Consider the following 12,621-nt stretch of genomic DNA (forward strand, 5'->3'; position numbering starts at 1 on the left):
CCCATAAAAAAGCCCGCGAGAAGCGAGCTTTTGAGAATCTTGTTGAACCAGCTTAGGCAACCTGTACCGGAATGCAATTTGCAGTGTGATTCACAGTGTTATCCGGGTTGGCATAAACCAGACGTGGTTTATGAGCATTGGCTTCGGCTTCAGTGAAATCACCAAATGTTGCGATAATCACGATATCACCAACATCAGCCTGGTGCGCAGCACCACCATTCACAGAAATAATCCCTGAATTATCTTCACCACGAATGGCATAAGTAGTAAAACGCTTACCATTGGTCACGTTCCAAACATGAATTTCTTCGTATTCACGAATGCCAGCTAGATCCATCAAAACGCCATCAATTGCACATGAACCTTCATAGTGTAATTCTGCATGTGTAACAAAAGCGCGATGAATTTTGCATTTTAATAAACGAGATAGCATGGCTAGCGTCCCCTTAGTTGACCTAAGACTTTGATCTTATGGTTGAATCAATTTCTACGACACTGGATAAGTGGGTAGGCTTGCGCATTTTGCGCCTAAATGGCCAGCAAGGCAAGCGGAATTGTCCAGCAATTTATGAATGTTTAGTTCGGTTTATAAGCATTGATTTGATTCATTGCCTGTTGTACTTCACCGTTCACCAGCATTTTGGCGCGAGCAAGTGCATGGGCAATTGCATCGTCCATTAACTCTTGTTCACTGCTTGGTGCTTTACTCAGGACATGACCAGAAACACGGTCTTTAGAACCTGGGTGACCAATACCAATGCGTAGACGATGAAAGTTCGGACCGATATGCGGCACGATATCGCGTAAACCGTTATGTCCACCATGACCACCGCCAGTTTTCAGGCGAATAATGCCTGGATTCATATCCAGTTCATCATGGGCAATCAGGATTGATTCGGGTGCGATATTGTAGAATTTGGCGAAAGGAACAACACTTTTACCGGAAAGGTTCATGAATGTTGTAGGAAGAAGGAGACGGACGTCTTGACCTTCGATATTGCCACGACCGCTGAATCCATTGAATTTAGGGTCTTTTTTAAGGCTAATGCCATATTGATCTGCAAGGCGTTCTACAAACCAGAAGCCTGCATTATGGCGGGTTTGAGCATACTCAGAACCTGGGTTGCCCAAACCTACAATCAGTGAAATATTTGACACTAATCTACACCATTAACACTTATGCGCGTTTGAAGTCAGCGTGCATTGGAGTGTTTTTAGCTGGGTGACGTTGTAACGCTTGGATTTTAACGCTTTCAACTTTACCGTTTACATCAATTTCGATTACTTCTTCGAAGAATGAGTTGCTTTCTAAGAATTTAACAAGCTGACGAAGTTCAAGAGAAACAGCTACAGGAGCAGCTTCGCCACCATAGATGATCGCTGGAACTTTAGCAGCATGACGAAGGCGGCGGCTCGAACCTTTCCCTTGTTGTGCTACTTCACGTGCTTCTGCGTTTAATACGAAGTTTGCCATGATAGACATCCTATTTAAGTTTTAAATGAACCGGACCTGCGACCGATCCGGTGATAGAAAGCCCCGCCAAATGGCAGGGCTTTGGAAATTCAGCGCACTATTATAGATAAGAATCGAACATTGCGCTAATAGATTCTTCGTTGTTGATACGACGAATTGTTTCAGCAACCATGCTTGCAACTGAAACCTGGCGAATCTTGCCAAGAGCTAAAGCTTCTTCTGAAAGAGGGATGGTGTCAGTCACAACCAGCTCATCGATCACAGAATTTTTCAGATTTTCAAGTGCTTTACCAGACAATACTGGGTGAGTCGCGTAAGCAACCACTTTACGGGCACCGAAAGTTTTTAACGCATCAGCAGCTTTACAAAGCGTACCAGCAGTATCCACCATGTCATCAACGATCACACAGTCACGATCTTTCACATCACCAATCAAATGCATCACTTGTGATTCATTCGCTTTTTGACGACGTTTATCGATGATCGCCAGGTCGATATCACCCATTTGTTTCGCAACAGCACGAGCACGAACTACACCACCCACGTCAGGAGAAACAACCATCAGGTTATGATGCTGTTGTTGGCGTAAGTCAGCAAGCAGGGCTGGCGTACCGTAGATGTTGTCTACAGGAATATCGAAGAAACCTTGGATCTGGTCAGCGTGAAGGTCAATCATCACCACACGGTCAATACCTACAGTGGTCAGCATATCTGCAACAACTTTTGCAGTAATCGGCACACGGCTTGAACGGGGACGACGGTCTTGACGAGCATAACCGAAGTAAGGAATCACGGCAGTAATACGACCAGCACTTGCACGGCGTAACGCGTCAGCCATGACCAGGATTTCCATCAGGTTATCGTTGGTCGGTGCACAAGTAGGTTGTACGATGAATACGTCTTTACCACGAACATTTTCAGTGATCTCAACAGCGATTTCGCCATCAGAGAACTGGCCTACAGAGGCAGCGCCTAGAGGAATATGTAAGTGACTTACGACTTTTTGAGCGAATTGTGGATGCGCGGTTCCACTAAAAACGACAAGATTGGGCATGAAGCACCCTTGGCGGTTGGTATGTATGGAAGTAGATGGCAGGGGTAGCTGGATTCGAACCAACGAATGCCGGGATCAAAACCCGGTGCCTTACCACTTGGCGATACCCCTAATGCGGCAGAACTTTAATATTTTTGCAGTATTGTGTCAAGGTAAATTAACAGTCTTACAGCAAATGATGTTCTGTCTTTTTTCGAGAAAATGGCAGGGGCGGCTGGATTCGAACCAACGGATGCCGAGATCAAAACCCGGTGCCTTACCACTTGGCGACGCCCCTAGATTTGATGAACTGTAAGATGGCAGGGGTAGCTGGATTCGAACCAACGGATGCCGGGATCAAAACCCGGTGCCTTACCACTTGGCGATACCCCTAATACAGTACATCTACAGGTGAATAATGGCAGGGGTAGCTGGATTCGAACCAACGGATGCCGAGATCAAAACCCGGTGCCTTACCACTTGGCGATACCCCTATTGAACCTTGAAATGACGTAATGGCGATTCTTGCAGACTGTTCACCAGGTAAGATTTACATGGTGCATTCTCAAGAATGTCGGTCACATTCATATCATCAGTTACTTCGATAAAAACACAAGCACCTGTACCTGTAAGCTTTGCAACACCGAATTGATCGAAATATTGCATCGCCTCATCGACTTCTGGATATAAGCTTCGTGCCACTGGCTCAAAGTTATTTCCGAAATCAGATGGCTTTATCTGATAGGCGCAAAATTTAGAGGGCTTCGTGTCTCTTGTCAACGTTTTTTGTGAAAAAAGCTGTTGAGTGCTGATAAAACAGTCAGGTTTTAACACAATGAACTGTTTTTGATCTAAGTCTATGAATGTTAAGTGTTCACCAATACCTTCAGCCCAAGCATTGCGACCATGAACAAAAATAGGCACATCCGCGCCCAGCTTGACGCCGAGCTCTGCCAGTTGCTCAGAATTTAAGCCACAATGCCATAACTGATTCAGCACAATCAAGGTCGTTGCTGCATTGGATGAGCCACCACCAAGACCTGCACCCATGGGAATATTCTTCTCTAGTCGAATGATCAGACCAGAAGGCGTTTTGGCATAAGGCTGCAAAATCTGCGCTGCACGATAGATGAGATTCTGTTCCAGATCGACTGAGGACAAACCTTCAATCTGGATCTGCTGATCATCTGTTTGCTCAAACTCTAGCCAGTCACACAAATCTATCAACTGAAAGATACTTTGCAGCTCGTGATAACCATCCGGACGGCGACCGGTGATATGGAGAAACAAATTCAGTTTTGCAGGTGAGGGAACACGAATCATCATAGGCTTGCATCAGACCAGTTAACGGTTTTGAATCACCATTGTAATACGGTTTTCACCCCCATTCTCAAGCGACTGCTTTAAAATCAAGCGGTTTGGAACAGTTGCCTGCTGGTTATAACTCAGATCTACCATCCAGCCTTGTTCAATAATCTGGCTGATACGCTGTGAGCTGTCTTTCTGGATCTGGGCAGATTGAGTCGCGGGACGTGCCTGTACCCAATCAACTAAATGACTAATCGGGGCTTGCCAGCCGGTTGCACGTTGCAATAGTTCTTCTGCCGTTGCTGCCTTGATCAGGCCGGTTTTGGCACTATTCAAAGTCACTTGGCCAGGAGTACCTGAAATCTGGGTTTTTCCGGCACCTAAGATACCAGTTAGTTCAATATCAAATTCTTCTTGCTGCTGAACCCAGGTAAAAAAGGCACTGCCGCTTTGCTGAGGTGTACGTACCCCGATTTTACCTTGCAGCTGGAACTGGTTTTCAGCCTGTACCGATGGCGTGACAGGCGCTTTTTGCTGCACCATCTGCTGACAGCCACTCATGAATAGGGCAGTAGAAGCAAGGAAACAGCAGCCTAAAGTACTTATGTTGCGCATAAAAGAATGGACTCGTTCAGGATTGTGGTGCTAACAATAGCGAATTAAGTTGGTTTAATTCTGGGTCATTTGGATGGTTTTGTTGTAATTGTTGTAACACTTGATGGAATTGTTGTAGATCACCTTTCATATAAAGCGAACGTGCATAACGGACGCCAATTTTCGCACTTGGATTCAGTTCATAGGCTTTAAGCAGCACTTGGGCAGCTGTGGCAAAGTCATTTTGCAAATAACAGATATAGCCATAGGTATCCAGAATAGAAGCCTGTTCTGGTGCGTATTCCAGTGCCTGTTCAGCATAGCGCCGTGCTTCATCCAGACGGCGATTTTGACGGGCCAGCGTATAGGCATAAGCATTCAGATAGGTTGGACTATTCGGCTCGATTTTAAGCAGGGTTTTTAACAGCTGATCCAGTTGATCACGATCTTCATGTGGATCTAGCAATAAAACTTGAGCATAGACCAGTTCCGGATCATCCGGCAGGTTTTTGCTGGCTTCTTCCAGAATTCGGATCGCTGCGTTCTTATTGTTCATGCGTTTCAGAATATCCGCTTGAGCCAGATACAGGAAACTGGCATGTTGCGGATAATTGACCCGTTCCTGAGTCAGAAAGCGCAGTGCATCATGCAGTTTATCCTGCTCGGCAAAGATAGCAATGATATTGCGTCGTGAGACCGTATACAGGCTGCCATCCACTAGGCGGTAATAAGCCTTGGCGGTTTCATAATGCTGTTTGCGTTCTGCATTGACTGCCAGATAGTAATAAGCTTCATTCTGGTACTGAGCCGAATAACGGAGCTCTACCAGATATTTTTCGGCCCGTTCATATTGCTCCAGGTCAATACTGGTCAGACCGGCAATAAACAGTGCTTCTTCGTGTTGTGGTGATTTTTTCAGGATCGCTTCTAGTTTCTGTAAGGCCTTTTCAGCTTCATTCAGCTTGATCAGGTATTTGACCTCAGCCAGACGTATATCCATATTATTGCGATGTTTACGACTGGCTTTCTCGTACCATTTCAGCGTTTCCGCATCATCACCCAATGCCGCCAACAGATTGGCTTTCATCAGGATATAGCCAGTCGACTTTGGACGTTTTTTTAGGGCGCGATTAATAGTGTTGAGAGCCTGTTCTAGTTGACCTTTTTGTGCTTCCAGACCGGCGACCAGCACCAGAATCGAAGGATTGTCTTTGGCTTTGCTGGTACTTAGAGCCTGAATTAAATATTCACGGTCATCCGGCTCATCCGGGGCAATCCCGGCCAGAATTTCTTCCAGATCGGCGTTATCATCAATTTTCAGGATCTTTTCCAGCGTTTCTGCCGCCAGTTCGTACTCATGGGCTTTTAAGGCAATATGCGCCAGATAGAATAATGCCGGCACATCCTGTGGTTCTTGAACGACCCAGTGGGTAGAAATATCCAGCGCTGCATTCAGGTCTTCATGTTCGAGGGCGATATTGAGTGCGCGCTGTTTAACCGCGGTGGAATTGCTTTTAATGGCCAGCACAGTATAGTTGTGTAAAGCGTTTGGAATATCGCGATAGGCGAGTGCGAACTCGGCTATCATACTTTGTTTTATCGCATCATAATTTTGATTTGCATGGTAAACTGCTTCTGCTGCATAAAGATGAGCAGTTGAAGCCATGCTAACCACCAGCAAGAATGTGGTAGAATATTGCTTAATGGTAGGGCCGTTTATACGGCTAGTTGTTAGACGCAATTTTTCTTTATCCAAGTAATGCTTTTTATGACACCGATGTTGCACAATAGCATAAATTTAGTGAAATGATGACCTGATATGTCTTTCTTTGCATTGGGTGTCAACCATCAAACTGCCTCTGTAGAGCTGCGCGAAAAGATTGCTTTTAACCCTGAAAAGTTAAGCATTTTACTTGCCGAGCAAAGCCAGCACCCTGTACTGAATGATATGGTGGTGGTGTCTACATGTAACCGGACCGAAGTTTACGCGATGTCGGACAATGTCGACATGGTGCTGAACTGGCTCGCCCAGACCAATGGTATTGATCCCAAGCAATTACAGAATCATGTTTATCGTTATGAGAATGCGCAAGCCGTCACTCATCTGATGCGTGTCGCCAGTGGTCTCGACTCCCTGATGCTTGGTGAACCGCAGATTCTGGGACAGGTCAAAACCGCACTCTCTCTTGCCAAAGAATCTAAAACCGTTTCGCAAAACCTGAATCGTATCTTTGAATATGCCTTTTATGCGGCCAAGCGTGTGCGTTCGGAAACAGCAGTCGGCAGTCATGCAGTATCGATGGGCTATGCAGTTGCACAATTAGCATTGCAAGTATTTAGCCGGCCTGAGCAGTTAACTGTAATGGTAGTAGCCGCCGGGGAAATGAACAGTCTGGTGGCCAAACATCTGGCAGAAATGGGCGTCGGAAAAATCATTATCTGTAACCGAACTCGTGCTCGTGCAGAGAATCTGGCGCAGGAAATTGCCCACCGTGCAGAAGTCGAGATTATTGATTTTGATCAACTGGCAGCAAACCTGCATCGTGCAGATGTGATTTCCAGTTGTACCGGTAGTTTGCATCAAGTCATTCACTATCCGGATGTCAAAGCTGCCTTAAAGAAGCGCCGTTACCAGCAAATGCTGTTGGTCGATCTGGCTGTACCGCGTGATATTGATCCAAAAGTTGAAAAGCTGGATGGAGTTTATCTCTATGGCGTGGACGATCTGCAAAGCGTGATTGATGAAAACCTGGCGCAGCGTCGTCAGGCAGCGGTCGAAGCGGAAGTGATGGTCAATCAACTGGCGACTGAGTTGATCACCCAGCAGAAGGTGAGTGAGGCGGGTAGTACGATTCATGCTTACCGGGATTATGGGGAAAGCTTACGTCAGGAAGAACTGGCAACTGCTATGCAACGTATTGCCAAAGGTGAAAGTGCTGAAACAGTATTGGCCGAATTTTCGCATCGTTTGACCCAAAAACTTCTGCATCCGACCTCAATCATGCTGCGTGAAGCTGCCAAAGCTGAAGATCCAAGCTATTTTGAAATGCTACAGAACAGTTTGCAGGACGTGGTTCAGCATCGCCGTAAGGTTAAACATTAAGATGATGTCGGGATAACTTTCCGATATTTAAAAGGCGTTTAAAATAAACGCCTTTTTTATTTTCATGATTTTTAATCTTCGAGTAAGGTCATGGAACGTTTTTTATCAATTTCATAAATCCGCATCTTGAGATTTTTCATCTCCGCGATGCTACTAAACTTTTTCGATTTTAATTTGTGTTGTAGACACTGATATTGCAGCTTGATCGAGAAGTCTGCCGCCAGTTTGTCTGCCTGCTCAGGAGAAGAGGTGTAATCACTGACATTGGCATGTTGCAGGATATGCTGTAACTCATGATGATGTGCAGCACAGGCACCGAGTACATAATAAGTTGACAGTTCCGGGTCATCCGGCAATTCATCAAAAATCACATTAAATATATTTAGAATCTTGAACAATAGCTGATCTTCACTGACCAGTGCACGTAGCGGTTCAAAATGAATATACAGATACGGATGATTTAGCAAAATCGCAATGACATACTCTTCGGCATCAATTTTGGTGCTAAAGCTTAGAGAGGCGTCATTATTGACTTTGGGTTGCCATTTGCGGCTAAAACCGAGTTTTTCCCGAAAGAACTGCTGTAGTAGATAACGGAATGAGCCAGCTTTTGGCAATAATTCGGTTAGCTGACGTAGCTCACCCATGACCTGACTTTTACCTTCAGGCGTTGCAATGTCGTGATTCTGGGTGAGATGAGCAAAGACAAAGTCAGAGAGCAACGGTGCCTGATCCAGCAGACGGCGGAAATTTTCAATGCCTTCACGACGAATCAGGGAGTCTGGGTCATGGTCATTCGGCAGGACAAAGAATTTTAGCTCACGCCCATCGTTTAGTAAGGGTAGAGCAATTTCCAGAGTACGGCGTGCCGCTTTTTGTCCAGCCGCATCACCATCAAAGGCAATGGTAATTCGATTATTCTGCTTGAACAGAATATTTAGGTGATCAGTATTACTGGCCGTTCCCAAAGTAGCTACTGCACCATGAATGCCATATTGCTGCAAGGCAATGACATCCATATAGCCTTCCACCATCAGCCAGTCTTGAGCTTTCTGCTTGCGACCTTCATACAGCCCATACAATAACTGGTTTTTATGGAAAACTTCTGAATCGGGTGAGTTGATGTATTTCGGTTTGATCTCGTCATTCAGCGCACGACCACCAAAACCGACCACACGGCCTTTACTATCACGAATCGGGAAGATGACACGGTCACGGAGCAGGTCAAAATCCCGACCACTATCGCTAGTACGAATCAGACCTAAAAGTTTGAGACCTTCAATATCCTGCGGGAAGGCTTTTTCCAGATGCTGCCAGTCTTCCGGTGCATAACCGAGTCGCCAGTAAGCAATCGTTTCTGCGGTTAGACCACGCTGTTTAAAATATTGCTGGGCACTTGGACTGTTGGGTAATTGGCGCTCATAAAACTGCGCGATATTTTCCAGCAGGTCGTATAAGTTGCCATCCGCTTGTGCTTCTGCTGCAGGCATCTGCTCAAAAGCGGCAAAAGGATCATCCGTATAAAATTCGGCTTCAGGTACCTGAATTTCAGCAAATGGATCAAAATAAGCAGGTTGTTCGGATACTGGATTTGTAGATGTATCTGCAGTTTTTGCTGGTGGCGTAGCAACCGGTTTTGGTTTAGCTTCGCGTTTGTATTTTAAGCGGTTGGAATCTTTATTGTCTTTAGGCAGTTCAATTCCGGTCTGGCTGGACAGATCTTTCATCACTTCAATGAAATTGCGGCTGCCAATATCCATTAAAAAGCGAATGGCATTACCATTGGCCTGACAGCCAAAGCAGTGGAAATACTGCTTGTCACGGTAGACGTGAAAAGAAGGCGATTTTTCCTGATGGAAAGGGCAACAGCCCGAATAAGTACGGCCAGTTTTTTTTAGTTTCACGTATTGACCAATCACATCGACAATATCGGTGCGATCGAGAATCTGATCAATCGTATGCTGAGGAATGGCCATGGTTTGCTAAGCTTCTCGTGCTGCGTTATTTAGGTGTTAAATCATTGAAAATTAAGAGTAGGATGATTCATCCAACGCTATAAATGAATTAATTGGTATAACCTGTTTGCACAATTTGTTCAAGCATTGCTCAGAAAATGCAAAAGGGCAAGTATGATAACTTGCCCTTGAGGAAATTGCACCTTCGAGAGTCGGCTTATTCAGCAATCGGTTCAGGTAGCCCAGTTTCATTAGTTTTAGGACGATCGAGTAAACCAAACGTCATGCGATTGGTCAGACTGCGTTTTTCTGACTGGTCTTCAGATGATTGGCTAGACGTATCGGTCACGGTTTTGGCTTCTTTACCGAAAATACCCAAAGTCGCACGGTTGAAGAAACTGCCTTCACTACGTGCTGCACGCAGGTTCACAGTACCATCAGCATTCACCAGACCTGGATAGTTCAGTTTCAGTACTTCGATATATTGCTGTGCTGTGGCTTTATCACCTAGTTTGTCATAGCCGTAAGCAACGGTTGCCAGCGCTTCTGGAATCTGTGGCGTTTGTGGATAGTGTTCAATTACCCATAAACCACGTTCAACAGCAGCCAGATATGCTTTACGCTTGATATTGAAACGGGCCGCATTCATTTCGCTTTCTGCCAGTTCCTGACCGATAAACTTCATACGTTGTGCAGCGTCTACTGCATAGGTGCTTGATGGATAGCGGCGAATGAAATCGACAAAATTCTGGTAAGCTACTTTCAGGTAGCTCACATCACGGTGTGACTGTTTTAGTGAGGTATAACGTAGCAGGCCATTATAGTTCTGCTCCATATTCGCTACGCCACGGACATAGTAAGCATAGTCGACATTTGGATGTTGCGGATTCAGACGGATAAAGCGTTCTGCCAGTGCAACAGCACCTTCATAATCTTTTTGCTGGAATTTGACATACAGCAGTTCCAGTTGCGCCTGCGGTGCATACTGGCTGGTTGGGTAATAGGTTTCCAGTGCTTCGAGCTGTTTTGCTGCATCAGTATATTGTTTGCGATCTAGCGCGTTCTGTGCTTTCTGGATATAAACCTGTTCGCTAGATTCTGGACCTTTGTCCACGACTTCTTTTTTTGGATTACTGCTACAGCCTACCATTGCCGATGCAATGCCTAACGTCACAGCAAGCATTGTCATTTTATAATGTGGTAGCGACATAAAAATTCCTCTGTTAATACGGGCAATGAGCTACAATTGCACTATTAAACCACTTTTGTCTGAATGAGCAAATGAGTCAAGCACAATCTTCCAATTCTAATATCCCTGATACTGATTTCAATTTACTTGAAGATTCTGAGGATGCAGATAACCATACTTCAGACGCAACTGCAACACGTTTATCGTTGCAATTTCAATTGGATGAAAGTTATATCGGGCAACGTATCGACCAGATTGCGGCCATGGTCTGGAGCGATTTTTCTCGAGAAAAGCTCAAGCAATGGATCAAAGACGGCAATTTATTAGTGAATGGTCAACCAGTTAAGCCGAAATTTAAAAGTGACGGTTTTGAAACACTGACTTTAAACGTTGAACTGGAGGCACAAACCCGTAGTCTGCCTGAAGATATTCCACTGGATATCGTCTATGAAGATGATGACATCATTGTCATTAACAAACCAGTGGGCATGGTGGTGCATCCGGGTGCAGGTAATATGACTGGTACACTGGTCAATGCTTTGCTGCATCATTATCCGAAATCTTCTGAACTGGCGCGTGCAGGTTTAGTGCACCGGATCGATAAAGACACTAGTGGCCTATTGGTCGTTGCAAAAAATCTGGAAGCGCAGTTTGCGCTTAGCAAACAGCTCGAAAAAAAGACCGTCTACCGTGTGTATGACCTGATCGTATATGGCAACATCATTGCCGGCGGTACCATTGATGAACCGATTAAACGTCATCCAGTGGATCGTGTGAAAATGGCAGTCCTGCCAGGCGGTAAGGAAGCGGTGACGCACTACAATGTGAAAGAACGCTTCCAGCATTTCACCCGTATTCAGGCACGTCTGGAAACCGGTCGTACGCACCAGATTCGTGTGCACTTTAGCTACCTGGGCTATGGTCTGGTGGGTGATCAGGTCTATATGCCACGTGTGCGTATGCCAGCCGGTGCTTCGCAATTGCTGGATGACACCTTGCGTGGTTTTAAACGTCAGGCACTGCATGCAGCGACTCTAGGCCTGAAACATCCACGTACCAAAGAAGAAATGACCTTTAATGCGCCGTGGCCAGAAGACTTCGCCAATCTGGTTGAAGTGCTGCGTAGCGAAAACAAGGCCTATTAATTTTTCATTCTATTAGCAGTCATTAAAAAAAGGGAAGCGACATGCAATTTGTACAAGGTTTGCCTCAAGGCGTTTATGTGGGTCAGACCCGTGTTCATCATGAACAGGTACAGCCTTCAGCCCAGCCAGAACTGGCCGGCTTTAACCTGGCTTTGCATGTCAATGATGATGCTGCACGTGTACAGAAGCATCGCATCCAGCTGTTGAAAGACTTCCAGCCTTTTGGTGTGGACAAAATTACCTGGATGACACAGACGCATAGCACCATTTGTCATACCATCAATGAGCAGATGCCTTTCGAGGCATTGGTCGGCGATGGCCTGGTCACACAGCGCAAGGCCCATGCCTTGATGATGATGACGGCAGACTGCTTACCTGTGGTACTGGGTAATGCTGAAGGCACTGAAGTAGCCAATCTGCATGCGGGTTGGCGCGGGCTGGCAGGCGGTATCGTTGAAAATACCATTGCCGCGATGCAATCCAAGCCTACCTGGGCGTGGCTCGGTGCAGCGATCAGCCAGCCTTGTTTTGAAATTGGCTCAGAAGTAAAAGAAGCTTTCTGTTCCAAATATCCTGAACTGGACAGTGCATTTCAGGCAGGGGAACAGGCCGGAAAATACTATGCGGATCTGTATGCGATTGCGCGTTACATCTTACAGCAGCAGGGTGTTGAGACTGTTTTAGGTGGCGATCAGTGTTCATATCGTCAGGCGGATGAATATTTTTCCTATCGCCGTGAAGCCAAAACCGGACGCATGGCAACATTCGTGTTTATGGCATGAAAATGTTAAACTTGATTGAAATTCTTGGTTTTTGATTG

12 protein-coding genes and 4 tRNA genes are annotated in these 12,621 nt (G+C 45.6%); 3 read left to right on the plus strand and 13 right to left on the minus strand.

The genetic code is table 11. The annotated features are described in order from the left end of the window. Positions 1 to 52: 52 nt before the first annotated feature. The 11 genes from panD to FTV25_RS02820 form a co-directional block, all read right to left on the minus strand. On the minus strand, positions 53 to 433 hold the full coding sequence (gene panD / locus FTV25_RS02770; RefSeq protein ID WP_004784844.1) for an aspartate 1-decarboxylase: 381 nt from the start codon (positions 431 to 433) through the stop codon (positions 53 to 55). 143 nt (positions 434 to 576) lie between these two features. After that, on the minus strand, positions 577 to 1,158 hold the full coding sequence (pth, locus tag FTV25_RS02775; protein ID WP_005236857.1) for an aminoacyl-tRNA hydrolase: 582 nt from the start codon (positions 1,156 to 1,158) through the stop codon (positions 577 to 579). Between the two features lie 19 nt (positions 1,159 to 1,177). Beyond that, on the minus strand, positions 1,178 to 1,474 hold the full coding sequence (gene rplY, locus FTV25_RS02780; RefSeq protein ID WP_004784841.1) for a 50S ribosomal protein L25: 297 nt from the start codon (positions 1,472 to 1,474) through the stop codon (positions 1,178 to 1,180). A 100-nt stretch (positions 1,475 to 1,574) separates the two neighbouring features. Next, complete coding sequence (locus FTV25_RS02785) at positions 1,575 to 2,528, minus strand: ribose-phosphate pyrophosphokinase (protein WP_004784839.1); 954 nt, start codon at positions 2,526 to 2,528, stop codon at positions 1,575 to 1,577. A gap of 36 nt (positions 2,529 to 2,564) precedes the next feature. Further along, positions 2,565 to 2,639, minus strand: a tRNA-Gln gene (locus tag FTV25_RS02790). Positions 2,640 to 2,730: 91 nt separating this feature from the next. Continuing rightward, positions 2,731 to 2,805 (minus strand) — tRNA-Gln (locus tag FTV25_RS02795). Positions 2,806 to 2,825: 20 nt separating this feature from the next. Beyond that, positions 2,826 to 2,900, minus strand: a tRNA-Gln gene (locus tag FTV25_RS02800). Between the two features lie 26 nt (positions 2,901 to 2,926). Then, a tRNA-Gln gene (locus FTV25_RS02805) sits at positions 2,927 to 3,001 on the minus strand. Further along, complete coding sequence (ispE, locus tag FTV25_RS02810) at positions 3,000 to 3,830, minus strand: 4-(cytidine 5'-diphospho)-2-C-methyl-D-erythritol kinase (protein ID WP_180002157.1); 831 nt, start codon at positions 3,828 to 3,830, stop codon at positions 3,000 to 3,002. The genes FTV25_RS02805 and ispE overlap by 2 nt, the downstream gene beginning before the upstream one ends. Positions 3,831 to 3,851: 21 nt before the next feature. Next, positions 3,852 to 4,430, minus strand: a complete 579-nt coding sequence (gene lolB / locus FTV25_RS02815) for a lipoprotein insertase outer membrane protein LolB (RefSeq protein ID WP_180002117.1) — start codon at positions 4,428 to 4,430, stop codon at positions 3,852 to 3,854. 16 nt (positions 4,431 to 4,446) lie between these two features. Beyond that, positions 4,447 to 6,150 carry a tetratricopeptide repeat protein gene (locus FTV25_RS02820; RefSeq protein WP_180002116.1) on the minus strand — a complete coding sequence of 568 codons (1,704 nt, stop codon included), beginning with the start codon at positions 6,148 to 6,150 and terminating at the stop codon, positions 4,447 to 4,449. Between the two features lie 78 nt (positions 6,151 to 6,228). Here FTV25_RS02820 and hemA point away from each other — a divergent pair, with 78 nt between their 5' ends. Then, a complete protein-coding gene (hemA, locus tag FTV25_RS02825; protein WP_180002115.1) occupies positions 6,229 to 7,512 on the plus strand; it encodes a glutamyl-tRNA reductase in 1,284 nt (427 codons plus the stop codon). Positions 7,513 to 7,583: 71 nt separating this feature from the next. Here hemA and FTV25_RS02830 read toward each other — a convergent pair whose 3' ends face one another. Continuing rightward, positions 7,584 to 9,488, minus strand: a complete 1,905-nt coding sequence (locus FTV25_RS02830; protein WP_180002114.1) for a DNA primase — start codon at positions 9,486 to 9,488, stop codon at positions 7,584 to 7,586. A gap of 196 nt (positions 9,489 to 9,684) precedes the next feature. After that, the gene (locus tag FTV25_RS02835; protein WP_180002113.1) at positions 9,685 to 10,677 is read right to left on the minus strand and encodes an outer membrane protein assembly factor BamD; all 993 of its coding nucleotides are present in this window, start codon (positions 10,675 to 10,677) and stop codon (positions 9,685 to 9,687) included. Positions 10,678 to 10,748: 71 nt separating this feature from the next. Between FTV25_RS02835 and rluD the strand changes: the two genes are divergently transcribed. Continuing rightward, entirely contained in the window at positions 10,749 to 11,801 is a 1,053-nt protein-coding gene (gene rluD / locus FTV25_RS02840; RefSeq protein ID WP_004784827.1) for a 23S rRNA pseudouridine(1911/1915/1917) synthase RluD, read from the plus strand. A gap of 41 nt (positions 11,802 to 11,842) precedes the next feature. After that, on the plus strand, positions 11,843 to 12,583 hold the full coding sequence (gene pgeF / locus FTV25_RS02845; protein WP_180002112.1) for a peptidoglycan editing factor PgeF: 741 nt from the start codon (positions 11,843 to 11,845) through the stop codon (positions 12,581 to 12,583). Positions 12,584 to 12,621: the final 38 nt, after the last annotated feature.

The organism is Acinetobacter sp. YH12249 (assembly GCF_013417475.1).
In the GTDB taxonomy this organism is placed as follows: domain Bacteria; phylum Pseudomonadota; class Gammaproteobacteria; order Pseudomonadales; family Moraxellaceae; genus Acinetobacter.